Source organism: Labrenzia sp. THAF191a, assembly GCF_009363335.1.
Taxonomy (GTDB): domain Bacteria; phylum Pseudomonadota; class Alphaproteobacteria; order Rhizobiales; family Stappiaceae; genus Roseibium; species Roseibium algicola.
Genome location: NZ_CP045333.1, coordinates 4,951,785 through 4,975,541, shown reverse-complemented (window position 1 = coordinate 4,975,541; position 23,757 = coordinate 4,951,785). Strand labels below are relative to the sequence as shown.

The window sequence follows — 23,757 nt, the reverse complement described above, 5'->3', positions numbered from 1 at the left end:
ATGACTGCTGAGTTTCATCCGGCACGTGGCCGGCTCAACGGGTCCGGACCTGTCGCAGTCGTGGACATCGGTTCCAACTCCGTGCGCCTCGTGATTTACGAGCGCAAGGCCCGCACTCCGACCATGCTGTTCAACGAAAAGCTGCTGGCAGGACTCGGCAAGGGCATTGCGGCGACCGGCCGTCTGGCAGACGATTCCGTCAGCCTGGCTCTCGGTGAACTGACCCGCTTCAAGACCCTGATCAAGCATACCGGCTGTCAGGACATCTATATCGTGGCGACGGCTGCGGCGCGCGATGCGGAAAACGGTCCTGATTTCGTGCGCGAGGTCGAACGGTTTCTGGAGGCGCCGGTTCGCATCCTCGATGGCAATGAAGAGGCCTATTATTCCGCTCTTGGTGTGATTGCCGGGTTCTGGCAGCCGCGCGGCATTGTCGGCGACATGGGGGGCGGCAGTCTGGAGCTGGTGGAAATTGCCGACAACAAGCCCGGCACGGGAGCGACGTTCCCCCTTGGCGGGCTGCGGCTTTCGGAAGAGGCCGAAGGCAAGATCGCCAAGGCACAGAAGATCACCGAAGCGGCTCTCAAGGACTTTCAGTGGCCTGACCTGGCTCCCGGTGAACGGACATTCTATGCCGTTGGCGGCACGTGGCGGTCGCTGGGCCGTCTGCATCTGATGCAGAACAATTACCCGCTGCACGTGATGCACAATTATGAAATCAGTGCGGAAGAGGCGATTGCCTTCTGCAAGCGTATCGCCATTCCCAACCTTGAAGGGGTGGAACTGGCGGAGATCGTTTCCAAACAGCGCCGTCCGCTGGTGCCGATCGGTGCAGTCGTGCTGGAGCAGGTGCTGACGTCGATGAAGGCGGAGCGCCTGGTCTTCTCCGCAACCGGTGTTCGTGAAGGCCTGCTCCATGAAAAGCTGCCTTTGGAAATGCAGGCACATGACCCGGTGATTGAAGCTGCACGCGAACTGTGCACGCTGCGTGCGCGCTCACCTGCGCACGCGGAAGAGCTGATTGTCTGGACGGACAAGCTGTTCAAGGAACTTGGCATCGAGGAAACCGCCAACGAGACACGGCTTCGCCACGCGGCGTGTCTGCTCTCCGACATCGGCTGGCGCGCCCATCCCGATTATCGCGGCGAGCAGAGCCTCAATATCATTTCGAACGCATCTTTCGTCGGGCTGGATCATGCCAGTCGCGCTTATCTTGCGGCAGCCGTTTTCTATCGCCACCAGGGTCTGCGCGAGGGCGATCTTTCACCGGTCATCCGGGAGCTGTTTACAGACCGTCTGCGCATCCGCGCCAAGGTTCTTGGCGCTACCATGCGGGTGGCGTCTCTTTTGAGTGCTTCCATTGCCGGCATGTTGCCGAAGGTCGGCATCACCAAATCGGAAACAGGGTTGTCGCTGGATCTCGGCAAGGACCTTGCCGATCTCGACGGTGAACGCCTGCGCAAGCGTGCGAACCAGCTCAGCAAGGTCATCGATGTCGATGTTGCTGTAAACGCCGGCTGATTTCTGGGGGGCTGCGGAACTGAGGCTGGGGAGGCAGGCGGCAGAGATTACTCTGCCGCTTCCGATTCAACGTTCGCCTGCCGCGGCTGATCAATCGCGACGATCTGACGTTCCTGGAAGGCGAGGGCGACTTCGCCGCGCTTGAGCTTGAGCGCGGTTTCGCCGAAAAGCTCGCGCCGCCAGCCCTTCATGGCTGCCACATCGGCAGCATCATCCGCGGCGATCTTTTCAAGATCATCCACTGTGGCTATGACCTTGGCAGCAACGCCATGGGCCTCGCTGACAAGTTTCAGAAGAACCTTCAGGAGGTCGACAGCGGCCGCTGAACCATCCGGTGCCTGTCGACCTTTCGGCAGCTTCGGCATTTCGTTCTTGGGAAGCGAAACGGCCCGTCTGACGGCTTTCAGGATCTCGTCTGCGGACTTTGAACGCTCGAAGCCGCGCGGAATGGTTCTGAGGCGCGCGAGCGATTCTGCGTCCTGGGGCTGCTGAGCTGCGAGCTCGTAGATGGCATCGTCCTTGATGACGCGACTGCGCGGAACGTCGCGTGATTGCGCTTCCCGTTCGCGCCAGGCTGCAACTTCCATCATCACGGCCAGTTCAACCGGCTTGCGCACCCGAAGCTTCAGCCGTTTCCAGGCCTGTTCGGGATCCGTACGGTAGGTGTTGATGGATGTCAGCACCTGCATTTCGTCCTGAACCCAGTGGCTGCGGTCCTGTTCGGCGAGATTCGCTTTCAGGAACTGATAGGCGTCGCGCAGATGCGTGACGTCCGCCAGCGCATAATCCAGTTGCTTTGCCGTCAGCGGCCTGCGGGCCCAGTCGGTAAAGCGGGACGACTTGTCGATCCGGGCGCCGGTCACCTTGTAGACAAGCTGGTCGTAGGAAATGGAATCACCAAAGCCGCAAACCATGGCCGCGACTTGAGTGTCGAACAGCGGGGCCGGGATAAGTTCTCCGAGATGATAGATGATTTCGATATCCTGGCGGGCAGCGTGAAAAACTTTTGTCACATTGCCGTCGCGCATAAGCTCGAAAAAGGGTTCAAGGTCCAGCCCTTCGGACAGGGCATCGACGATGAAGGCCATGTCAGGCCCTGCCATCTGGATGACGCAGAGCTTGGGCCAAAAGGTTGTCTCACGGAGAAACTCCGTGTCGACAGTCACGTAATCATGAGCGGCAAGACGCTGGCACGCAGCGGCGAGATCTTTTGTTTTTGTAATCACATGCATGGTGACGGACAGCTATACCCGAGTTCTGCCGCTTTGTCGCCACGAAATGGTAATTTTCGCGCTTGAAGCTCTTGAAAAGGCGCATTTTGTGCGCCTATGTTGAAGCTTAAGCGAGCGTCCGCAAAAGAACACACAGGGGAGTGGAAATGCGCAAGATACTGGTGGTGAATTCAAAGGGCGGTTGCGGCAAGACGACCCTCGCCACGAATCTTGCCGTTGCGCTCGCCGCCCGTGGCGAAGATGTTGCACTTGCCGATGCGGACCGGCAGAAGTCGAGCCTTTCCTGGGTCAAGCGCCGCCCAAAGGGCCTCGCACAGATCGAAGGCCTCAACTGGAGCAAGGAGGAGGCTATCGGTGACAAGGACAAGCATCTGGACGCAATAGTCATCGACGGACCCGGCGGGCTTCGATCGGAGCTGGCCAAGAACCTGATCGCGGAGTCGTCCGATATCATCGTTCCGGTGCTTGCGTCAGCCTTCGACTGGGACGCTACCTTGAAGTTTCTCGACGGCATTTCCGATATCAAGCGCGTGCGCAAGGGCAAGGCCGATATTCACGTCGTCGCAAACCGGATCGATCGCCGGTCAAACCAGGTTGCCGATCTGGAGCAGTTGCTCGCCAAAAAGGGCTATCCGCTGCTTGCCCGGATATCTGATCGGGTGATATATGCCCGCCATGCCGCAGCCGGGTCTGGCGTATTCGACTATTCCGATGCCAGTTCCCACGAGATCCGCGGCCAGTGGCATCCACTGTTGCAAGCAGTCGACGCCTGAGAGAAATTCCCGAACCGTTTCGCGTTCAAAAGGGGAGAGGCAAGCCTACCGCAAGCCTTTCCCTTGACTTTCGTCCCGCAACATGGATTGTGCAGCCGGACTCGGCCTGCCTCCAGCGGGCCGTAACGATTTTCTATGCCAAGAAAAATGTCGAGGAATTAGAATGCACCCCTACCGTAGTCACACATGCGGTGACCTCCGTCTGTCCGACGAAGGCCAGACTATCCGTCTTTCCGGCTGGGTCCACAGGGTCCGCGATCATGGCGGGGTGCTGTTCATCGATCTGCGCGATCATTACGGTGTCACCCAGTGCGTGGTCGACCCCGACTCTGCGGCCTTCAAACTGGCCGAATCCGTGCGCTCCGAATGGTGTATCCGCATCGACGGAAACGTGAAGAAGCGCACCGACGAAACCATCAACGCCGAACTTCCGACCGGTGACATTGAAGTCTTCATCCGCGAGATGGAAATCCTGGGTGCGGCGAAGGAATTGCCGCTGCCGGTCTTCGGTGATCTGGACTATCCGGAAGAAGTTCGTCTGAAGTACCGTTTCCTGGATCTGCGCCGCGAGAAGCTGCACCAGAACATGATCCTGCGCTCCAACGTGGTGCGCGATCTGCGTGACCGCATGTGGAACATCGGCTTCAACGAATTCCAGACGCCGATCATCACGGCATCTTCCCCTGAGGGCGCGCGTGACTTTCTGGTTCCGTCTCGTCTGCACCCCGGCAAGTTCTACGCCCTGCCGCAGGCACCGCAGCAGTTCAAGCAGCTGCTGATGGTCTCCGGCTTCGACAAGTACTTCCAGATCGCGCCGTGTTTCCGCGATGAAGACCCGCGTGCCGATCGCTCACCGACCGACTTCTACCAGCTCGACATGGAAATGTCCTTCGTCACACAGCAGGACGTGTTCGATACCATCGAGCCGGTGATTGCAGGCTGTTTCGAGCGTTTCGGCAACGGCCGTCCGGTCAACCGCGACTGGCCGCAGATTTCCTACAAGGATTCAGCTCTCTGGTACGGCACCGACAAGCCGGACCTCAGAAACCCGATCAAGATGGAAATCGTCTCCGAGCATTTTGCAGGGTCCGGTTTTGCAATCTTTGCCAAGCTGCTGGAGCAGCCGGGCACCGAGATCCGCGCCATCCCGGCACCGAAGGGCGGAAGCCGCAAGTTCTGCGACCGCATGAACAAGTTCGCCCAGGAGCAGGGCCTGCCGGGCATGGGCTACATCTTCTGGCGCAAGGCTGAAGACGGTTCCATGGAAGCTGCCGGTCCGCTGGCCAAGAACATTGGTCCCGAGCGCACCGAAGCGATCCGCACCCAGCTGGGTCTCGACGTCGGTGATGCGGCCTTCTTCCTCGGCGGCAAGCCGAAGCAGTTCGAGCCGGTCGCAGGCAAGGCCCGTGTCATCATTGGCGAAGAGCTTGGCCATACCGACAAGGACCGGTTCGAATTTGCCTGGATCGTGGATTTCCCGATCTACGAGCGCGATGAGGAAACCGGCGAGATCGATTTCGAACACAACCCGTTCTCCATGCCTCAGGGCGGAATGGAAGCTTTGGAAGGCGATCCTCTGGATGTTCGCGGTTATCAGTACGATCTGGCCTGCAACGGTCACGAGCTGGTTTCCGGCGCGATCCGGAACCACAAGCCGGAGATCATGTACAAGGCCTTCGAAATTGCCGGCTATCCGGCTGAGGAAGTCGACAAGCGCTTCGGCGGCATGGTCAATGCATTCCAGTATGGCGCTCCTCCGCACGGCGGCTGCGCGGCCGGCATCGACCGCATGGTCATGCTGATGGCTGATGAAGCCAACATCCGTGAAGTCATGCTCTTCCCGATGAACCAGAAGGCGGAAGACCTGATGATGGGCGCACCGAGCGAACCGACATCGGCTCAGCTTCGCGATCTGCATTTGCGTCTGAACTTGCCGGACGCCTGATAACAACCTACTTGCGGGTGACCGTTAAATAGGGATAACCCTCTGCAACAGAGGCTTGAGGCCGGCCTAGCCGGCCTCAGTCGTGCTAAGCTTAGCGAGTTTTTGGAAAGGCGGCTTACAGTGCTCAACCCTGCAAAATGGGAGATCTGGAAAGATCCGGATGGCACGGTCCAAGTCATCAAGCGCCTGTTGAGCGAAAATCTCCGGGCCTACATACCACGCTACATGGTGGCCTTCGTTTTCATGGGCATGGTAGCGGCGACGACCGCCGCAAGTGCCTGGATCATGAAGGATGTCATCAACGAGGTGTTCATCAACCGCGACAAGCAGATGATCTATGTCATCGCCGGAGCGGTCATCTGCATCTTCACCCTCAAGGGCGCCTCGACTTACGGTCAGATGGTCGTTCTCTCAAGGGTAGGCAACGCGATTGTTGCCGACCTTCAGAACCGCTTGTTCAAGCGGCTGACCATGCAGGACCAGGCCTACTACGACCGGATGTCCCTGCCGGAACTGGGCATTCGCGTGAACACGGGTGCCGGCAGTGCCCGTTCGGTCATCGACATGATCGTGCTCAGCCTTGGCCGGGATATTCTGACCCTGATCGGTCTCGTCGGCGTGATGATTGTCCAGGATCCCCTGATGAGCCTGCTCGCACTGGTGATCATGCCGCCGATCGTCGTTGGTGTCAGTTTTCTGGTCAAGCGGGTGAAGACCTACGCCAAGCGGCAGGTGGTTTCGAACGCCAAGATTGGCTCCACCCTGCAGGAAACCGTACTGGGTATTCGCATCGTCAAGTCTTTCCGAATGGAGCAGACGATGCAGCAGCGGATGGCGACATCCGTCTCTGAAGTCGAGCGCCAGTCCAACAAGATCGCAGCGCTAACGGCGCGGACCTCGCCGCTGATGGAATCCCTCGGCGGGTTCGCGATTGCACTGGTTATCTTCTACGGAGGATATTCGGTGGTGGAACTGGGCAAGGACCCCGGTGCGTTCTTCGCATTCATCACCGCCCTGCTGCTTGCGTATGATCCGGCGCGCCGTCTGGCCCGCCTGAATGTCAATCTCAGCAAGGCGCTGGTCGGGGTTCGTCTAATGTACGAATTGATCGACGAGCAGCCGGATCTGGAGCAGGTCGAAAATGCCCCGGACCTCAAGGTTGATAGCGGGCAGATCGAACTGAAGGACGTCAAGTTCTCCTACGGCGAAGGTGCTGCCCTGAACGGGCTGACCTTGACCGCTGAGGGCGGCAAGACAACGGCACTGGTTGGTGCATCCGGCGCCGGGAAATCAACGGTCTTTGCCTTGATCGAGCGTTTCTACGATCCGCAGGAAGGTACGATCTGCGTCGACGGCCAGCCGATCAAATCGGTGACGATGGGTTCCCTGCGCCGTAACATTGCCTACGTCAGTCAGGACTCCTACCTCTTCAACATCAGCATCCGCGACAACATCGCAATCGGCAGGCCCGATGCCACGCAGGAAGAGATCGAGGTGGCGGCAAAGGCGGCAAACGCCCATGACTTCATCCTCGAATTGCCTGAAGGCTACAACTCGTTGGCAGGCGACGGCGGCGGTCGATTGTCCGGCGGTCAGCGTCAGCGGGTTGCCATCGCGCGCGCCATGCTGCTTGATGCGCCGATCCTGTTGCTGGACGAGGCGACCTCTGCTCTCGACGCGGAATCCGAGGCCAAGATCCAGTCCGCGCTCGAAACACTGATGGAAGGTCGCACGACGCTTGTGATCGCCCATCGGCTCAGCACGGTTCGCCACGCGCACAAGATACTCGTTCTGGACAGGGGCCGCGTCCTTGAAAGCGGCACGCATGACGAATTGTTCGAGCACGACGGCATATATCGGCGCCTGTGCGAACTGCAGTTCCAGAGCCGGAACGAGGCAGCCGAGTAAACCTGCATTCTTGAACGCACAAACAAGAAAAGCCCGGACAAGGTCCGGGCTTTTTTGCTGTTTGAAGGCAGAGTTACTGGTTGGCGGTGATGCCAACTGAAAGGATCTGCGGGATCATCTGGGGCGCGAACATCGCCGTTCCCATGATCTGGGACAGGGGAACCGGCGCACCAGGTGCTGCCGTCAGTTCCAGCGAGCCCGGGGTGTTCAGGAACTGGGTCACAGCCTGAGCGACCTTGCCTTCCAGTTCCTTGTTCTGCAGCATGCCAAGCATCATCGGCAGCGTGCCGGTGAGGCCAGCTACATAGGTTGGCGTGTCAACACCGGCCTTTTTCGATTCCTGATCCAGAACGCGTCCCGTCAAAGAGGCGTCGTCCAGCCGGATCTTGGCATTTTCGATGGTCACGTTCTGCAGAAGCGCCATCGCTTCTTCCGGCTTCTCCGACTTTTCGTTGAGCTGGGTGACCACTTCCCGGGTAACCCCGCCCATGGAGAAGGAAAGCGACAGGCTGGCGGCTTCCTTGGCATCGATCTTGAGTTCCGGGACCACAAGCGTGGCTGCTTCCGGATCCCACTTGCCTGACCCGGCAACATCAACAGTCAGGGTTTCATAACCGAGATCCGTGAGGGACTTGGTTTCCTTCGATTCCAGTTCCTTCACATCAATCGTGGCGCCGGTCACGGCGAAACTGCCGGCCGTCGGAAGATCGCCGTCCATGGCATCGATCGAAGACGAGATTTTTGCGATGTCGGCAATCTGGTTGTCTTCATCGCGGATCTGGATGCTGTTGGCTTCAAACGTCTTGTAGCCGGGCCCGACCGGCGGCGTATCGGACGCAGCTTCTTCCGGCGTGGGCAAGAGAAGTTCCGTAACCTTGAGGTCTGCCAGCGACATGCCGCCGTCCTCGGCCGTGAGCTGAAGGTTGCTCATGTCGAGACTTGCCAGTTTGAGCCGGCCGTCAGCCTGGATTTCGCCACCAGTCAGCACGGTGGAAGCGATGGTGACGCTGGCGCCTTCCTCGTCTTCCTTGCTGATGACGATGTCGCTGAGCGTGACGGCGCCACCTGCTTCGTCAACCGAACCATAGCTCTCGACGGTGCCTTTTTCAGCGTCCAGCAGTGACAGGAACGCATCGGCAATCTCGTTCCCGGACGGATCGAAGGCAAGAGCCGGAGAGGCTTGTAGAGCGAGCAGACTGACAGCGGCTGTCAGACCGGCTGCGATCCGGGGCGAACGGGAAAACATCATTGAAAATCTCCACGAAATAGAGGTGATCCCACTCTGGGGTAAGTTCCACAGTGTGGCAAGGCGAAAGCCGGTTGAAGCAATAGCCGGGCTTATTCGAACAAAATATGTCCTGCGTCACACTTTCCCCGGTTGAAACGCGAAGGCGTTGTAGCCAGTGCTTTGCCGGGGCTGATTGTGTCAGGCAGCTGCCTTTTCAAGGAAGGTGCTGTTGGCGCGTTCGATGTCTTCCAGTGTCGGCAGGCTGGCTTCGTTGCCCAGGTGCTGGATCGCATGGGTCGAGGCACCACGTGCAAAGCGGAAGTGCTGATCCCAGCTTCTTTCCGGCCATTGCAGGTAGGACGCAACATAGGCGCCATGGAACACATCGCCGGCCCCGTTGGAATCGACCACTTTCGACAAGGGTACATTCAGGGCCGGCATAACCTTGTCCGGACCGCCGGCTTCGTACCAGACCATGCCTTCGTCGCCGAGCGTGACAGCGCCGACAGGACAGTTCTTGGTGCGCAAATACGCCAGGGTCTCGCCGGTCGACATGCCAAGCTGCTGGCAGAACCGTTCGGAAACGACCGCAATGTCGATCTGGTTCAGAAGCTCGTCCGTGTTCTCGCGAACCGCACCTCCGTCGAGAGACGTCAGAATGCCGAGGTTCTTGCATGTGGTCGCATAGTGGAGGGCTGCATCCGGCATGTGGCCATCCAGATGCAATGCCTTCATGCCGGTAAGCGTGAGGGGAGGGAAAGGATGCAGGAATTCGTTGTCGCGGCAGCGCACGATGGCACGCTTGCCTCCCTTCGGCATGATGAAGGAGAGCGAACTCTCGCGCACCTTGCGCCCGTGAATGGAAATGCCGTAGGCCGCGGCCATGTCCAGGAACATCCGCGCCAGCCAGTCATCCGCCTGTGAACATAACAGTTCCGGCTTGCCACCCAGTTTGGCGCAGCAGAACGCCGCTGTAACGGCATTGCCGCCGAAACTGATCGCGTAATCCCGGGCAATTGTCTTTTCGTCGCCCGTCGGCAGCTGGTCGGTCAAAAACGTAACGTCGATATAGGCTTGTCCAATAAACAATGCCTGCATGTAACCCTCCCGAAGTCCGGCTTTATCTCGTCTGTCCTGCAGCTAACACGGCAATGAGGCAGGTCGCTTTGATCTGAATGAAACTGCTGAATCTTCAGTCCTTGTTTACCCAGATCAGCCATGGTCAGAAAGAGTTTATTCACGAACAGGCCTGCGACTTGTCTTTCCGCTATGTTGGTTTTGTAAAAACGGTGCTGATCGCCCTTGCGCTGGCGACTGCTCCGCTTTTTGCGATCAACGTCATCCTCAACCAATATGCGGAACGCCGCGCCGTCGTCGAAATGGAAGCCATGGGAAATGTGGCTATCCATCGCGCCGAAGAGGCTATTTCCACGACCGTCTCGCTGCTGCAGCGACTGGACCGTGACGACGTGCAAACCTGTAGCGCCGAAGACCGGGGTATCTACGAAAAACAGATCGTTGAGCACGGCATGATCGACGCCATCGGGCTGGCGGACGCGGCCGGTCAACGCATGTGCATCATTCCGGATCGAGATCTGGCCGGAAAGGTCGTTCTTCCTCCGATGCGCGAAGACGGCCCGCTGGTCGGTATCGGCATGCTGGACCGCAACTACCTTGGGGCTCGCGCGGCGGTGATCAGCTGGGATCTCAAGGACCAGACCCGTCTGTTCGCGGAAGTGACGCCTGCCGTGATTGCCATCGATCCCGGCCCGGAATATCTGCGCTCCTATCGCAGGGCCGAACTGCGCCTCGGCAACAATCTGCTCTGGTACAGTATCGGCGGTTATAACTCCGAGGCGACCGATCCTTCGCAAATCCTGTCTGTCGAGGTCTCCTCGCAGCTCTATCCGCTGGTCGCGACGATCACCGCACCGATTTCGGCCGCCGGCAATGTCGTGCAGGATCTGAAGGTTGTTGCCGCCGCCGCCTGTGCCGGCATTGCGCTTCTGTTCGTTGCCATCGGCGTCTGGTTGTCCTGGCGTCCGGAGCGGGAGGCCGACGACGAATTCATCGCCGCGATCCGCAACGGCGAGTTCATCCCCTACTATCAGCCTGTCATGGACATCGAGAGCGGCCGGTTGCGCGGCTGCGAGATCCTGATGCGCTGGCGCCGTCCAAACGGCATGATCGTTTCACCGGGCCAGTTCATGGCTTATGCCGAAAACAACGGCCATATCTTCGACATGACCCGCCACATGATGCGCGTATCGTCGGAGGAAATCGGGGATCTTTATGGCGACAATCCGGACCTGAAGCTCTCGATCAACCTTTTCGCGGGGCACTTCCTGGATCGCGAAATCATTTCCGATATCCGCTCGATCTTCGAAAAGTCCCGGATTTCCTTCCAGCAGATCGTCGTGGAAGTGACCGAACGCCATCCGCTGGAAGATATGGAACTCGCCCGCAAGATCATCGCGGAACTGCAGGCCCTGGGTGTGCGTGTGGCGCTGGACGACGTTGGCACCGGCCACGGCGGCATGGCTTACCTGCAGAAACTGGGCGTCGACATCATCAAGATCGACAAGATGTTCATCGATACCATCGGGTCGGACGACAACTCGACGACCATCGTCGATTCCATGGTTGAACTGGCCGACAATCTGGGCATGGGCATCATTGCCGAAGGTGTCGAGATGGAAGAGCAGATCGACCGGTTGCTTGAACTTGGCGTTACCGCTGCCCAGGGGTACTTCTTCGCAGCCCCCATGCCGGCCGATGAATTCATCGCCTTTGCAGAACGTACCGATGAAGAAGCCAATGAGCGTTCGCGGCTGGCAGCGGAAGCTGCCGCCGCTGAACAGGCGGCAAACGAAGCTGCGATGCGCAAGAACGCTGCAGCCTGATCCTGCCTTCCGGCTGGCTCCTTTTTTTTACCCGGATCGATTTCGATAAAATCAGGTTCTGTCTGTTGGCACAGGCTCTTGCCCGTGCCAGTGTTTGGGGTATTCAGCTGCCAGGACACGTTTCGGGTGTGTGCTGGATGAAAAAGCTGGCGGATTTATGCCAGCGTGCCCCCTTGTCTGTACCGGCTGGACGGTATAAATAGCGCGAAACTGTACTGACTGGACGGTATAGAAATGGCCGCGCGTTCTACACGCAACTCGCATGAATCGAAATCGGAAATACTGAAGGCTGCGCTCGAAGTCGTGAGACGCTCGGGAGCGCAAAGCCTCACCATGGATGCCGTGGCCGAGGAAAGCGGCTTTTCGAAAGGTGGGGTGCTCTATAACTTTCCCACCAAGGACGCGCTGATTACAGGCATGGTGGAATTCCTCGCGGGCCAGTTCGAAGCTGAAGTGGCTGCTGCGCGGGAGCGGAACCTTTCTTCCGAATGCCCGACGTTGAGCGCCATGATCGAAGTCACCGAAGGCTGGCTGAGCGAGCAGCGGGATCTTGCGCAGGCCATGCTGGCCACGAAAGCAGACCGTCCCGACCTGAGTGAACCCTTCATGGGCGTGAAATCCCGTATGAAGGCGGCCATCGAAGCCGAACTTTCCGACCGCGGCAAAGCCTGGGCAATCTGGGCGTGCCTGGAAGGTCTGCATTTCTCCGAGGCGCATTGCGTCACGATTTTCACAGATGAGGAACGCGCGCTGGTTTTTCAGGAACTGCGCAAGCGTCTGACCCAACTCCAAGACTAGAACGGAAGACCAAATGCTGGCACTTCACAAAGCCCCAATCCGCCGTTGGGTCGCTCTCCTGTTTGCTGCGGGAATGCTCGCAGCCTGCCAGGAAGACGCAGTTGATCCGGTTTCCGAAGCAGAAGCAAAGCTTCACGCTGCGCCGAGGCCGGCGAAAATCTTTACGGTGACAGACCAGATAGGTCTGCTGGAGCGGCGGTTTGCGGGCCGGGTTGCGGCGGTAAAGACCGTCGACCTGTCCTTTCAGGTGCCGGGCAAGCTTGTTGCGCTTCCGGTTCTGGAAAGCCAGCGCGTGAAAGAGGGAGACCTGATCGCCACTCTGGACACGACTGACTACGACCGCGCCGTTCGCGAGGCGACGATCAATGCGGAGCAGGCAAAGAGGGAACTCGACCGGCTGGAAACCCTGCGCGAACGGTCCGTGATCTCACAGTCCGCCTACGACGAGCAGAAGAACAAGCACGACCTTGCGCTTGAGACGTTGAAGGAAGCCAAGCAGAACCTCGAATACACCACGTTGAAAGCACCTTTCGACGGGATCGTCTCCGTACGCCTGGTCGACAATTTCACCACGGTCAGTGTCGGCACACCGGTTGTGCGGCTTCACGATGTGTCGGAAGTGCAGGTGGACATCAACGTTGCCGAGGCGCTGTTCGGACGGGTATCCGAGTCCGAAGTCGCCTCGATCGAGGCAAGGTTCCCGGCCTACGGCGACAAGCTGTTTCCGCTGACCTACCGCGAGCATTCCAGCCAGGTCGATGATGTGGCGCAAACCTATCGCATCACCCTTGCCATGCCTCGCGACGGCGTAGAGCAGCTGTCACCCGGCATGACGGCTTCTGTCACCGTGAAGTTTCTGCCGGAAGGTCTGGAACTGGGAGAACAGTTCCTGGTGCCTTCAAGTGCAATTGCCGTCGACGGTGATGGCAGCGCCTACGTCTGGAAATTCGATACAGATACAGGCGCCGTGTCTAAGAACCCGGTCGAAATCGGCACGGTCATGGGCGACTTCATTCCGGTCCGCTCCGGCCTGGACAAAGGCGACGACATCGTTTCCGCCGGCGTCGCCTATCTCAGCGACGGCCAGGTCGTGCGGCGTTTGAACTGATCCGGTTCCGGACAGGCAAGAGGATCAGAAACCTTGGATATTGCACGCTACTCCATTCAAAAGCCGGTCAACACCTGGATGATCGTGATCATGTCGCTTCTGGGCGGGCTCTGGGGCCTGTCCACCGTGGGGCGGCTGGAAGATCCTGCGTTCACCATCAAGCAGGCTCAGGTAATCACCAGCTATCCAGGCGCAACCGCGGCTGAAGTCGAAAACGAAATTACCGAAAACCTCGAAACGGCCATCCAGCAGATGCCGCAACTGGATCTGATCACATCCGTGTCGGAGCCCGGCCTGTCGCGCATCAGCGTCGAAATCAAGCCAACCTACGACGGCGAGGAATTGCCTCAGGTCTGGGACGAATTGAGGCGCAAGGTCAATGACGAGGTCCGGAACCTGCCGACAGGGGCGGGCACACCGCTGGTCTATGACGATTTCGGCGATGTTTATGGCCTTTTCTACGCCTTCACTGCCGACGGTTATACCAACCGGGACATTCGCGACACGGTCAAGCGTATCCGACGCGAACTCCTGACTGTTCCCGGGGTCGGCAAGGTGGAAGTTGCCGGCGAACCGCAGGATGTCATCTACCTGAATGTCAATCAGGACAAGATGGCCGGGCTCGGCATCACCTTCACCGACGTGATCGGTGTGCTGGATGCGGAAAACCGTATCCAGACCAACGGGTCGGGTGTTTCCGGTGACAAACGCATTCGCCTCATGACGGCTTCCGCCTTTGACGACTTCCGCGGCATTCAGGATCTCGTCATCGGCAGGGCAGGGTCGACGGCAATGATCCGCCTGTCCGACATCGCGACGCTTGAGTTGGGCGAACCGGAGAAGCCGGACAGGTTGATACGCCATGATGGCCACGCGGCGGTGACGATCGGCGTGTCCCAGGTCGATGGCACCAACATTGTCGAAGTCGGCGAACGGGTGATCGAAAAGCTTGCCGCCGTCGAAGCGCAATTGCCTGTCGGCATGCAGATCCATCCCATCTACGAGCAGAATATCGTGGTCGATGAATCCGTAAACGGCTTCATCATGAACCTTGCGGCCTCCGTCGTCATCGTGATCGGTGTTCTGGCGCTGTTCATGGGGTGGCGCGCGGCAATTGTGGTCGGCACGGTTCTTCTGTTGACCGTGATGGCCACCGTTCTGTTCATGCGCATCTTCGCCATCGAGATGGAGCGCATCTCGCTCGGTGCGCTTATCATTGCCATGGGCATGTTGGTGGACAACGCCATCGTGGTGGCGGAAGGCATGATGATCAACATGCAGCGTGGCCAGAAGGCGATTGAGGCAGCCAGCCGCGTCGTCGCTCAGACCATGTGGCCCCTGCTGGGGGCAACCGTCATCGGCATCATGGCATTCTCCGGCATCGGCCTGTCCCCGGATGCTACCGGTGAGTTTCTGTTCTCGCTGTTTGCCGTGATCGGGATATCGCTGCTGTTGTCGTGGGTCTTCGCGATCACTGTGACCCCGCTGTTCGGCAAGTACTTCTTCAGAACCGCCACCGGCAATCTGGACGATCACGACCCTTACAAGGGCATCCTCTACAGGGTCTATCGCGCGTTTCTGATTGGCTCCCTGCATGTACGGCTGCTGACCGTTGCCGCTCTTGTCGGGATCACGGTTGTCTGTGTCATGGCCTTCGGCAACGTGAAACAGGCCTTCTTTCCGGACAGCAACACGCCGATCTTCTACGTCCATTACTGGTCACCCCAGGGAACCGATATCCGGTCGACCGAGGCGGACCTGAAGGAGATGGAGAAAATCGTCCTTTCGGATGAGCGGGTGGCAACCGTCACAAGCTTTGCGGGCGGTGGTGCGACGCGTTTCATGCTGACCTACGCACCGGAAGACGCCAACCCGGCCTATGGCCACATGATCATCCGGACGCATGATCGTGAAGAAATCGACATGCTGGCGCTCGAGTTGAGGGAGAAGTTCGCCGAACGGTTCCCGTCTGCTCAGATCATCACCAAGCGGCTGGTGTTCGGTCCCGGTGGCGGTGCCAAGATCGAGGCACGGTTCTCCGGTCCGGATGCCGATGAGCTCAAGCGGCTCGGCAACGAGGCGCAGGCGATCTTCGCGATGCCCGACAACAAGCTTGCCGACGTCAACACGAACTGGCGCCAGCGCGAACTTGTCGTGCGGCCGATCTTCGATGAAGATCGCGCCCGCATTTCCGGCGTCACCCGAGAGGAATTGTCGGTCGCCTTGCAGTTTTCGACCGAAGGTATTCGCGTCGGTTCCTACCGCGATGTCGACGAGAGCATTCCGATTGTCGCCCGCAAGGCCGAGCAGAACGGCATCTCCGTCAACGAGAGCGTGTCGGACTCCCTGGTCCTGAGCAGCAATGAACGCCGCTATGTGCCAATCGAGCAGGTTGTGCGGGAATTCGTGATGGAGCCTCAGGATACGCTCATCCATCGCCGTGATCGCGTGCGCACGCTCACGGTGAAGGCTGAGACGACTGCGGGCGAAACCGCGACTGCTGCTCTTGCAAGGGTCCGTCCGCAAATCGAGGCCATCGAGCTGCCGCCGGGCTATGCGCTGGAGTGGGGCGGTGAATATGAAAGCACCAACGATGCGCAGGCATCTCTGGGTGCGCAGCTGCCGCTCGGTTTCCTGGTCATGCTGATCATCTCGATCCTGCTGTTCGGCTCCGTGCGTCAGCCGCTGATCATCTGGCTGATGGTGCCCATGTCGATCAATGGTGTTGCCATTGCCTTGCTGGCCACGGACACAGCCTTCGGCTTCATGTCGCTGCTCGGCTTCCTGTCCCTTTCCGGCATGCTGATCAAGAATGCCATCGTGCTTCTGGAAGAGATCGATCTTCTGATTGGCGAGGGCAAGGACAAATACCAGGCAATCGTCGATGCCAGCGTCTCGCGTATGCGGCCGGTGATGCTGGCTGCGATCACCACCATCCTCGGCATGGCACCGCTTCTGTCGGATGCCTTCTTCCGGGGCATGGCAGTGACGATCATGGGCGGTCTGGCGTTTGCCACCGTGCTGACCCTGATTGCCGCACCCGTGCTCTATGCCCTGTTCTTCCGGGTTCGCCCGCCGAAGAAAGACAAGACGAAGGCGGAGCCGTCAGTTCCGGCGGATGCAGTTCCGGCCAAGTAACTCCGGACGCAGTCACTTACGAACTTGAAAGGCGGCCTTCGAGCCGCCTTTTGTCTTTCTCTCAAATGACGACCCAATACCAACCACCACCGGTGCCCATGGCTTGACCATGGGATCCAAACCGTTACGCCAGGGAGCGCAGGAAACACGGAAATGCCGTTCCCGTTTTCGCTATGGCCGCTAGAGCCATCTAGTCTCATGATATCAATATCTTGTCGACGTATCCGGACTCATTTTCTCAGTCTGTCTTTCAGCCACGACTGAGTTTCATGTGCCGGTTGACGTCCTTGTAGAGCAGATAGCGGAACTTGCCTGGCCCACCGGCGTAACAGGCTTGCGGGCAGAAGGCGCGCAGCCACATGTAGTCACCGGCTTCAACCTCGACCCAGTCCTGATTGAGCCTGTAGACGGCTTTGCCCTCCAGCACGTAAAGCCCGTGCTCCATCACATGGGTTTCGGCAAACGGGATAACGGCTCCCGGTTCGAAGGTAACGATGGTCACATGCATGTCATGACGCAGGTCGTCCGGCACGACGAAACGGGTGGTTGCCCACTTGCCGTCCGTTCCCGGCATTTCGGTCGGCTTGATCTGTTTTTCGTTCGTTACGAATGCATCCGGGGCAGCCAGTTCCTCGACTGCTTCATAGGCTTTTCGGATCCAGTGAAAACGGACTGGAGCATCGGCCGAATTTTCAACTGTCCAGGCGCAACCGGCCGGTAGATAGGCGTATCCGCCGTCTTCCAGTACGTGCCCAGTCCCCTCGATTGTCAGCGACAGTTTTCCTTGCACCACAAAGAGAACCGCTTCTGCATCGGCGTCCTGCTCCGGGTTCTTGCTGCCGCCGCCCGGCTGCACTTCCATGATGTATTGGGAGAAGGTCTCTGCAAATCCGGAGAGGGGGCGTGACAGGACCCAAAGCCGGGTCTTTTCCCAGAACGGCAGATAACTGGTGACGATGTCACGCATCGTTCCCTTCGGGATGACGGCATAAGCCTCCGTGAAGACAGCCCGGTCGGTCAGCAGCTGGGTTTGTGGCGGGTGACCGCCGCTTGGGGAGTAGTAGGGCGATGAGGTCATGCGGGTTTCCCTGAACCGTTGCCGAAACAGTGTTTCGAGCTGAATTAGAAAGCGCGGCTTACGTGAAGGCAACGAAAAAGAAAACCCGCCAGCGAGGCCTGCGGGCGGGATGTCCAGCTGGATGGTCAGCGTGGTCCGGATGGCGGAAATCCGGTTGGGGCCGAGAACCCGTCCTCTTTTCGGGACGTGGTTCTAACGTGCCGAGACCATCTCGCGCTGGACTGTGCTCCTTGCGGTCTTGACGTTGTCGAGCACCTTGGGGCAGGCGGCGCCCGACGTCTGTTTCTCGCGCAGGAACGAGGCCATGCGAGCATCGATATCCTTCAGGCGGGACTGTCTGGAAGGCGTGCGCTGCAGGGCTGCAAAGGGTGAAAAGAATGGCAGAAACGGATTCATTCAAAACCTCCCGATTGGCGTTGTGTTGCCGGTCAATAGACCAGCTGAGAGGAGCTCAAGTTGGTCTCGATCCGGGTAATCTCATCCCGTAACCGAAGCTTGAATTTCTTCAACGACCGTATGTGCTGCGTATCCGGATAAGGGTGCATTTCCTCTCTGCGGATCAGGGAATCCAGGGTGTTGTGCTGGCTGCGCAGCGACTTCAGTCTGTTGTACATCGCCTGCTCCTCTTTCGTGGGCTGTGTCTGTGACACCCTTGATATGGATACGAGGAGAGAATAGATGAAATACATTGTTTCGATTGATTTGATAGAAATTATCTATCGTACAGGGAGGCGACATGCGGTTTCGGCCATCTTCACGGCAGCTGGACTATTTCGTTGCACTTGCAGAAACCTTGCACTTCGGCAGGGCTGCCTCTCGCTGCCACGTCTCGCAGCCGACACTTTCGGCGCAATTCAAGCTGCTTGAAGAGCAACTTGGCTGCACCTTGCTGGAACGCGGCAGCGGGGGGATCAGTCTGACGGCGTCCGGTGAACGCCTGCTGCCGCTTGCACGGCGTACCCTCGAAAATCTCGACGAAATCGTGACTGTCGCCCAGGCAGGACAGTCCAATCTCGGCGGTCTGATCCGCCTTGGGGTCTCGCCCACATTCGGGCCGTATTTCATGCCCTACCTGTTGCCGATCCTGAAACGCGAATTTCCGCTTCTTGAGCTCTACATCCGCGAAGACAGGCCCAATCTCCTGGAAGAGGGACTGATGTCCGGTGCACTCGACTGCATTCTGACACCGGATTTTGCGTCATCGGATCAGTGGACGGCACAGGTGCTGTGCCGGGAAAGCGTTTCACTTGCCGTGCCGAAGACGCACCCCTTGGCTGGTGTCGAAGTGATCCCGGTGGATATGTTGCGCGGCGAGAAGCTGCTTGCACTCGGTCAGGGGTTTCGCCTCCACAACGATGTTCAGGCATTGGCACATGCCGCGGGTGCGGACTTCCGGCAGGACTATGAAGGCACAAGCCTTGATGCCTTGCGCCAGATGGCTTCGATCGGCATGGGGTTGGCACTCTTTCCGGCCGCTTACATTGCGTCCGAGTTCGGAAAGGAGCCGGATCTTCTGTTGAAGAAGATCGAGGGCTTGCCGATGCGCCGGACGATGTATCTCGTCTGGCGATGCGGGTCTTCCCGAACCACCCATTTCGAAAACCTTCTGTCCCTTGCGCTCCAGGCGGTGAACAGCATGAAAGTTGAGGGGGTCGAGCCAGCCTGAAAGAGGCTCACAAAGGTAATTGGAAGCGCAAAGCCGTAAAAGAGGAACGGATGGTCTCCCGTGCCACGTAGTCCTCCCCATATTGCCGGTCCGCTAAAAACGTGCCAGCCTCGCAGGTACCGGCGGAGGAGGAGAGCCCCATGCCTGAAATTTCAAGCGACCGCGATTGCCAGACCGTCATTACCACTTTCGAAATGACACCGGGCACATGCTACGACCTTCTGGACGAACTGAAGGACGCATACGAGAATTTCATAAGCCATCAGCCGGGTTTCATTGGCGCCGGGTTGCATGTAAACGATGCTCAAACCCGTATCGCCAATTATTCGCAGTGGCGCCGACGGGAGGATTTCCTGGCCATGTTGCGTTCACCGGAAATGCGTGAGCGCAACCGGCGTATCAGTTCATTGTGCAAGAGTTTCGAACCGGTGATGTACGACGTCGTGGACGCCTACGACTGACCTCACCTTCATGACAGAAATCGTGATGGCGCCGGTCATGAACGACCGGCGTTGCGCATCGCTCCGGGCTCCTGGAACAGGGGCCGGAGGTTCCTTGCGAGACTTCCCGCATTTTTCGGAAACTTCCATGTCCTATCAGATTGTCGATTGCCGCTCGTTTGGTGCTGACCAGCTGTGCGAGGCCTTGAACACTGCTTTCTCGGATTACGTCACGCCACTGCATCTGAGCGAGAAGGATTTCCGTGAGTTTCAGCGCCAGCGCGGGTTTTCGGCAGAGCATTCCTTCGTGGCAATGGCAGGGGAAGAGATTGCAGCCTTCTGGTTTTCGAGCTTGCCGAACTCCAGTTATGGCAACAGGGCCTATACGTTGTCCGTCGGGACCAGTCCGGAACATCGTCGCAAAGGCTTGTCGAAAAAGCTTCTTGCAGCGGTCCTCAAAAAACAGCTGGAGGTCGGCGCGAAAGGCCTGCAGCTTGAGGTCATCACGACAAACGAAAAGGCGGTTGCTGCTTATGAAGCCTTTGGCTTTCGCCGCGAAAGGACACTTGGTGTCTTTCGGCTCGTGAACAGCAAGGCGATCAAGGCGCATGTCGGAGAGTGGGTGCTGGAGCGGATCGGGTTGCACGATCTTCCCGATGATGCCGGCCCCTATTTCGATACCTTGCCGACCCCCCAGAACAGTGTTGCCGGGCTTCGTGGTTTGAGCCCGGATATCCATCTTCTGGCTGTTCACCATGATGATGAAATTCTGGGGTGGGGGGCGAGTTTTGCCGATGGCGCGGTCGCGCAGATCGCCGTTCACAAGAACCACCGTCGCCAAGGCATTGGCCGAGCCTTGTTGCAGGGGCTGATGGAGGCCCTGGGCGGATCCGAACTGCGGTTTGTCAACGTCGACACCGCTGCGCAAAGCGCCAACGCATTCCTGCGCCTGTCAGGTGCGGAAGAGCTGCTGCAACAATACGAAATGCGGCTTGATTGCTAAGTGCACATCAAGGTTCAGGTCTCTTGGTCAATCTTGCGGAACGGCGCGTGTTCGGTCAGCGTCTCGTTCTCGCGTTCGACGGCAAGGCGTTCGTGTTCAAGAAAATCGGCGACAGCCTGATGTAGCCCTTCATGGGCGATCCAGTGGGCGGAATAGGTGGTGGTCGGCAGATAGCCGCGCGCCAGCTTGTGGGCACCTTGAGCGCCGGCTTCAACGCGCTTCAACTTGTTGGCGATGGCAAAATCGATCGCCTGGTAGTAACAGAGCTCGAAATGCAGGAACGGATGGTGCTCGGTGCAGCCCCAATGGCGCCCGAACAAGGTGTGCGAGCCGATGAAGTTGAGCGCACCGGCAATGTATTGGCCATGCCGTTTGGCGAGAACCAGCAAGGTGCGGTCAGCCAGCCTCTCATTGATCAGCGAATAGAATTTCCGGTTCAGATAGGGGCGGCCCCACTTCCGTGAACCCGTGTCCATGTAGAATTTGTAGAAGGCGTCCCAATGGGCCTCTGTCAGATCGGACCCGGTGACCCATTCCACCTCAATGCCCTCAGCGCTCAGGGCTTCGCGCCGCTCTTTCTTGACGGCCTTGCGCTTGCGCGACGCCAGATCTGCCAGAAAGCCATCGAAATTGTCGTAACCTTGGTTTTCCCAGTGAAACTGCTGATCGGTCCGTTGCAGATATCCAAGCTCACCCAGACTGTCCCATTCCGGTTTGGTCAGGAAAGTGGCATGCACGGATGAGGCCCCGGAGCGCTGACACACCTGCACCAGACCGGCGGCAAGCGCTTGCAGGCCCGCTTCACGGTTGACACCGGCACCTGTCAGGAACCGGCGTCCGGTTGCCGGCGTGAAGGGCACGCTGATCTGAAGTTTCGGATAATAGTCACCGCCTGCACGGTAGAAGGCGTCGGCCCAACCGTGGTCGAACACATATTCGCCTTGCGAATGGCTCTTGAGATAGGCCGGCACGGCACCGAGAACCTCGCCGCCACCATCTTCCAGCACCATGTGTCTGGGCAGCCAGCCTGTAGCTTCCGTTGCACATCCGGAAGCCTCCAGAGCCTCCAGAAAAGCGTGGGACAGGAACGGATTGAAATCAATGTCCTCACCGGCAAATTCGGAACCGCCGCCAAGTGCTCCGGAAAGCTCGGCCAACGCCTCGCATTTCGGGTCCTTCTTCAAGAGCCCCCGTCCGGAAAGTTGCCAGCCTGGATTGGCCACCTGATCCCAGTTGGAGGCGGTGACATCCTTCAAGGAAGACAGGATTCGCAAGGTCGCTATCTGTCCGCCGTCATCTGTAGCCGGGGAGTCGCTGTCCGTGGACCGGGAGGAGGTCATGCGTCAGAAGAAACCAAAGTTTGAAACCATACTCTTGATGTAGCGCTGGTATTTTGCAGTGCAAGAGGTTGATGTCGTGTAATGGTTATTTCTACAGGGAACGGGCTGCGCTCCTGTCCGGATCAAAGCCCTCGAAAACGATCTGGTCTGCGTAGCGATCGGCCTTTTCCCGTTGTTCGGTGGTCCTCACCGTCCAGGACATCAGCGGCACCTTGAACACAGAGCGCAGCAGACTGGGTCCTACCTTTGGCAGGTCCTTGACGCCGTAGGAAATGAAATGCGGGCGCGTGCGCGGTGCATGCAGGATATGGCGCAGGATGAACCGGTCGACACGGCTGTAGCGGGCATAGTCAGGACCGGGCTCGGCGCCGTCGGCGACGATACCGCGCAGCACCGAGGCGTTGCGGGCCTTTGCAATGGACAACATGTCCGGATCGAATGACTTGATGCATGCAGAGCCTTTGTAGCCCGCCACCTGGTCCGTCACGTGACGGACAAAGTCCATTTGCGCATCACGGCGCATCAACGACTTGATCTCGACCACCAGAGGTACGCGGCCGTCGACAAGATCGAACAGATCCTTCAGGAGCCAGAGCTTGTCTGTTCCGGTCTTCATGTGAATGCCGGTGAGCTCGGATGCGGCCAGGTCGATAACCCTGCCGGTTCCCTCCGCAAGGCGCTCCAGCGTGTAGTCATGGAACACCAGAGCTTCGCCGTCCGCCGTTTCCTGTACATCCACCTCGATCGCGAAATTCTTGTCGATTGCATGCTGAATTGCGGTAGGCGTGTTCTCGATGACGCCGTTGTCGGCATCGTGATAGCCCCGATGGGCGATCGGGCGGGCGAAGATGGCTTCGAGTTCCGGTGTCATGGCGGGGGCTCGTCAGGAAGGAAAATGCCTCACCGGCCGGTCCGGTGTGGCTTCGGGAAGAGTGTGGGGGAGGCCAGGCTCCCCGCAAGCAGTCACTCTTCGATTTCGAAAATCGCTTCGATCTCGACAGCAGCACCGAAGGGCAGGGACGCGGCGCTGACTGCGGAGCGCGCATGGCGGCCCTTTTCGCCCATCGCCTCTACCAGGAAGTCGGATGCGCCGTTGATGACCTGCGGCTGGTCGACGAATTCGGCTGTGGAGTTCACGAAGCCGACGATCTTCACCAGTCGCGCAACCTTGTCGAGATTTCCGGTGGCAGCCTTTGCCTGGGCAAGGAGGTTGATGGCGCACAGCTTGGCAGCGGCCTTGCCTTCATCAATGCCCAGACCGTCACCCAGTTTGCCGGAGATCTGAAGCTTGCCACCTGCCATCGGCAACTGGCCGGAAACGAACAGCTGATTGCCGGTCTGCAGGAAAGGCACATAGTTGGCCGCGGGTGCCGCCGCTTCCGGAAGGGTGATGCCAAGTTCGTTCAGCCGGGCTTCGATCGCGCTGCTCATGGGTGTCTCCAAGTTTGAGAGCTTCCGGCGTGTCTTGGCGTAATTCGTCACAGGTGACAAGGCCAAAATGGGGCGTGTACGGTAAAAGGAAACTGTGGAGGAGCTTGGTTTCGTTTGCCGCGGTCACCACTTTAGAAAGGCGAATTGTGAAATAACAGGCTGGCGGGGCTTGGGGCATCGTTGCACATTCGCGGTGGCGGAATGTGCAGTTTGCCGCATAATGTGTGGAACCGGTCCAGGTGGCG

The 23,757-nt window shown here is 58.7% G+C and carries 20 protein-coding genes; 11 read left to right on the top strand and 9 right to left on the bottom strand.

The window, feature by feature from the left end; translation table 11 throughout:
- Nucleotides 1-1,521, top strand: a complete 1,521-nt coding sequence (locus FIV05_RS22785) for a Ppx/GppA phosphatase family protein (RefSeq protein WP_077290081.1) — start codon at nucleotides 1-3, stop codon at nucleotides 1,519-1,521.
- A gap of 47 nt (nucleotides 1,522-1,568) precedes the next feature.
- Here FIV05_RS22785 and rnd read toward each other — a convergent pair whose 3' ends face one another.
- Nucleotides 1,569-2,753 carry a ribonuclease D gene (gene rnd / locus FIV05_RS22780; RefSeq protein WP_152511079.1) on the bottom strand — a complete coding sequence of 395 codons (1,185 nt, stop codon included), beginning with the start codon at nucleotides 2,751-2,753 and terminating at the stop codon, nucleotides 1,569-1,571.
- Between the two features lie 146 nt (nucleotides 2,754-2,899).
- Here rnd and FIV05_RS22775 point away from each other — a divergent pair, with 146 nt between their 5' ends.
- From FIV05_RS22775 to FIV05_RS22765, 3 genes are all read left to right on the top strand, one after another.
- Nucleotides 2,900-3,526: a ParA family protein gene (locus FIV05_RS22775; RefSeq protein ID WP_031270746.1), complete on the top strand. Its 627-nt coding sequence runs from the start codon at nucleotides 2,900-2,902 to the stop codon at nucleotides 3,524-3,526.
- Nucleotides 3,527-3,689: 163 nt separating this feature from the next.
- On the top strand, nucleotides 3,690-5,471 hold the full coding sequence (aspS, locus tag FIV05_RS22770; RefSeq protein ID WP_152511078.1) for an aspartate--tRNA ligase: 1,782 nt from the start codon (nucleotides 3,690-3,692) through the stop codon (nucleotides 5,469-5,471).
- Nucleotides 5,472-5,591: 120 nt separating this feature from the next.
- A complete protein-coding gene (locus FIV05_RS22765) occupies nucleotides 5,592-7,379 on the top strand; it encodes an ABC transporter ATP-binding protein (protein WP_152511077.1) in 1,788 nt (595 codons plus the stop codon).
- 73 nt (nucleotides 7,380-7,452) lie between these two features.
- Here FIV05_RS22765 and FIV05_RS22760 read toward each other — a convergent pair whose 3' ends face one another.
- Both FIV05_RS22760 and FIV05_RS22755 read right to left on the bottom strand, forming a co-directional pair.
- Nucleotides 7,453-8,628, bottom strand: a complete 1,176-nt coding sequence (locus tag FIV05_RS22760; protein ID WP_209009759.1) for a hypothetical protein — start codon at nucleotides 8,626-8,628, stop codon at nucleotides 7,453-7,455.
- A gap of 177 nt (nucleotides 8,629-8,805) precedes the next feature.
- Nucleotides 8,806-9,705, bottom strand: coding sequence for a sugar kinase (locus FIV05_RS22755; protein ID WP_023004029.1), 900 nt, complete (start codon nucleotides 9,703-9,705; stop codon nucleotides 8,806-8,808).
- A gap of 77 nt (nucleotides 9,706-9,782) precedes the next feature.
- On the opposite strand from FIV05_RS22755, the gene FIV05_RS22750 reads away from it, so the two are divergent.
- The 4 genes from FIV05_RS22750 to FIV05_RS22735 all read left to right on the top strand — a co-directional run bounded on the left by FIV05_RS22750 (nucleotide 9,783) and on the right by FIV05_RS22735 (nucleotide 16,554).
- Nucleotides 9,783-11,510, top strand: a complete 1,728-nt coding sequence (locus tag FIV05_RS22750) for an EAL domain-containing protein (RefSeq protein ID WP_023004030.1) — start codon at nucleotides 9,783-9,785, stop codon at nucleotides 11,508-11,510.
- A gap of 234 nt (nucleotides 11,511-11,744) precedes the next feature.
- On the top strand, nucleotides 11,745-12,308 hold the full coding sequence (locus FIV05_RS22745; RefSeq protein WP_152511076.1) for a TetR/AcrR family transcriptional regulator: 564 nt from the start codon (nucleotides 11,745-11,747) through the stop codon (nucleotides 12,306-12,308).
- 13 nt (nucleotides 12,309-12,321) lie between these two features.
- Nucleotides 12,322-13,416 (top strand): efflux RND transporter periplasmic adaptor subunit, encoded by a 1,095-nt coding sequence (locus FIV05_RS22740; RefSeq protein WP_152511075.1) that lies wholly within the window; start codon nucleotides 12,322-12,324, stop codon nucleotides 13,414-13,416.
- A 33-nt stretch (nucleotides 13,417-13,449) separates the two neighbouring features.
- Nucleotides 13,450-16,554, top strand: a complete 3,105-nt coding sequence (locus tag FIV05_RS22735) for an efflux RND transporter permease subunit (protein ID WP_152511074.1) — start codon at nucleotides 13,450-13,452, stop codon at nucleotides 16,552-16,554.
- Between the two features lie 250 nt (nucleotides 16,555-16,804).
- On the opposite strand, the gene FIV05_RS22730 is transcribed toward FIV05_RS22735, so the two are convergent.
- From FIV05_RS22730 to FIV05_RS22720, 3 genes are all read right to left on the bottom strand, one after another.
- Nucleotides 16,805-17,632, bottom strand: coding sequence for a bifunctional allantoicase/(S)-ureidoglycine aminohydrolase (locus tag FIV05_RS22730; RefSeq protein WP_152511073.1), 828 nt, complete (start codon nucleotides 17,630-17,632; stop codon nucleotides 16,805-16,807).
- Between the two features lie 192 nt (nucleotides 17,633-17,824).
- Entirely contained in the window at nucleotides 17,825-18,028 is a 204-nt protein-coding gene (locus tag FIV05_RS22725) for a hypothetical protein (RefSeq protein ID WP_055653717.1), read from the bottom strand.
- 32 nt (nucleotides 18,029-18,060) lie between these two features.
- Complete coding sequence (locus FIV05_RS22720; RefSeq protein WP_031270751.1) at nucleotides 18,061-18,246, bottom strand: YdcH family protein; 186 nt, start codon at nucleotides 18,244-18,246, stop codon at nucleotides 18,061-18,063.
- A gap of 122 nt (nucleotides 18,247-18,368) precedes the next feature.
- Between FIV05_RS22720 and FIV05_RS22715 the strand changes: the two genes are divergently transcribed.
- From FIV05_RS22715 to FIV05_RS22705, 3 genes are all read left to right on the top strand, one after another.
- Nucleotides 18,369-19,298: a LysR substrate-binding domain-containing protein gene (locus tag FIV05_RS22715; RefSeq protein ID WP_152511072.1), complete on the top strand. Its 930-nt coding sequence runs from the start codon at nucleotides 18,369-18,371 to the stop codon at nucleotides 19,296-19,298.
- A gap of 140 nt (nucleotides 19,299-19,438) precedes the next feature.
- The gene (locus FIV05_RS22710; protein WP_055653719.1) at nucleotides 19,439-19,759 is read left to right on the top strand and encodes an antibiotic biosynthesis monooxygenase family protein; all 321 of its coding nucleotides are present in this window, start codon (nucleotides 19,439-19,441) and stop codon (nucleotides 19,757-19,759) included.
- Between the two features lie 127 nt (nucleotides 19,760-19,886).
- Nucleotides 19,887-20,741, top strand: coding sequence for a GNAT family N-acetyltransferase (locus FIV05_RS22705; RefSeq protein WP_173013917.1), 855 nt, complete (start codon nucleotides 19,887-19,889; stop codon nucleotides 20,739-20,741).
- Nucleotides 20,742-20,755: 14 nt separating this feature from the next.
- On the opposite strand, the gene FIV05_RS22700 is transcribed toward FIV05_RS22705, so the two are convergent.
- From FIV05_RS22700 to FIV05_RS22690, 3 genes are all read right to left on the bottom strand, one after another.
- Nucleotides 20,756-22,081, bottom strand: a complete 1,326-nt coding sequence (locus FIV05_RS22700) for a GNAT family N-acetyltransferase (protein ID WP_173013916.1) — start codon at nucleotides 22,079-22,081, stop codon at nucleotides 20,756-20,758.
- Nucleotides 22,082-22,172: 91 nt separating this feature from the next.
- Nucleotides 22,173-22,952: a glycerophosphodiester phosphodiesterase family protein gene (locus tag FIV05_RS22695; protein WP_152511070.1), complete on the bottom strand. Its 780-nt coding sequence runs from the start codon at nucleotides 22,950-22,952 to the stop codon at nucleotides 22,173-22,175.
- Between the two features lie 92 nt (nucleotides 22,953-23,044).
- On the bottom strand, nucleotides 23,045-23,512 hold the full coding sequence (locus FIV05_RS22690; protein ID WP_152511069.1) for a RidA family protein: 468 nt from the start codon (nucleotides 23,510-23,512) through the stop codon (nucleotides 23,045-23,047).
- Nucleotides 23,513-23,757 lie beyond the last annotated feature (245 nt).

What these genes read in the sequence shown, in the direction of transcription:
- aspS (WP_152511078.1), top strand. Translation starts at nt 3,690, where the DNA reads ATGCACCCCTACCGTAGTCACACATGCGGTGACCTCCGTCTGTCCGAC.
- FIV05_RS22695 (WP_152511070.1), bottom strand. Translation starts at nt 22,952, where the DNA reads ATGACACCGGAACTCGAAGCCATCTTCGCCCGCCCGATCGCCCATCGG.
- FIV05_RS22725 (WP_055653717.1), bottom strand. Translation starts at nt 18,028, where the DNA reads ATGAATCCGTTTCTGCCATTCTTTTCACCCTTTGCAGCCCTGCAGCGC.
- FIV05_RS22705 (WP_173013917.1), top strand. Translation starts at nt 19,887, where the DNA reads ATGTCCTATCAGATTGTCGATTGCCGCTCGTTTGGTGCTGACCAGCTG.
- FIV05_RS22730 (WP_152511073.1), bottom strand. Translation starts at nt 17,632, where the DNA reads ATGACCTCATCGCCCTACTACTCCCCAAGCGGCGGTCACCCGCCACAA.
- FIV05_RS22750 (WP_023004030.1), top strand. Translation starts at nt 9,783, where the DNA reads ATGAAACTGCTGAATCTTCAGTCCTTGTTTACCCAGATCAGCCATGGT.
- FIV05_RS22775 (WP_031270746.1), top strand. Translation starts at nt 2,900, where the DNA reads ATGCGCAAGATACTGGTGGTGAATTCAAAGGGCGGTTGCGGCAAGACG.
- FIV05_RS22710 (WP_055653719.1), top strand. Translation starts at nt 19,439, where the DNA reads ATGCCTGAAATTTCAAGCGACCGCGATTGCCAGACCGTCATTACCACT.
- FIV05_RS22715 (WP_152511072.1), top strand. Translation starts at nt 18,369, where the DNA reads ATGCGGTTTCGGCCATCTTCACGGCAGCTGGACTATTTCGTTGCACTT.
- rnd (WP_152511079.1), bottom strand. Translation starts at nt 2,753, where the DNA reads ATGCATGTGATTACAAAAACAAAAGATCTCGCCGCTGCGTGCCAGCGT.
- FIV05_RS22700 (WP_173013916.1), bottom strand. Translation starts at nt 22,081, where the DNA reads ATGACCTCCTCCCGGTCCACGGACAGCGACTCCCCGGCTACAGATGAC.
- FIV05_RS22755 (WP_023004029.1), bottom strand. Translation starts at nt 9,705, where the DNA reads ATGCAGGCATTGTTTATTGGACAAGCCTATATCGACGTTACGTTTTTG.
- FIV05_RS22690 (WP_152511069.1), bottom strand. Translation starts at nt 23,512, where the DNA reads ATGAGCAGCGCGATCGAAGCCCGGCTGAACGAACTTGGCATCACCCTT.
- FIV05_RS22785 (WP_077290081.1), top strand. Translation starts at nt 1, where the DNA reads ATGACTGCTGAGTTTCATCCGGCACGTGGCCGGCTCAACGGGTCCGGA.
- FIV05_RS22720 (WP_031270751.1), bottom strand. Translation starts at nt 18,246, where the DNA reads ATGTACAACAGACTGAAGTCGCTGCGCAGCCAGCACAACACCCTGGAT.
- FIV05_RS22760 (WP_209009759.1), bottom strand. Translation starts at nt 8,628, where the DNA reads ATGATGTTTTCCCGTTCGCCCCGGATCGCAGCCGGTCTGACAGCCGCT.
- FIV05_RS22745 (WP_152511076.1), top strand. Translation starts at nt 11,745, where the DNA reads ATGGCCGCGCGTTCTACACGCAACTCGCATGAATCGAAATCGGAAATA.
- FIV05_RS22740 (WP_152511075.1), top strand. Translation starts at nt 12,322, where the DNA reads ATGCTGGCACTTCACAAAGCCCCAATCCGCCGTTGGGTCGCTCTCCTG.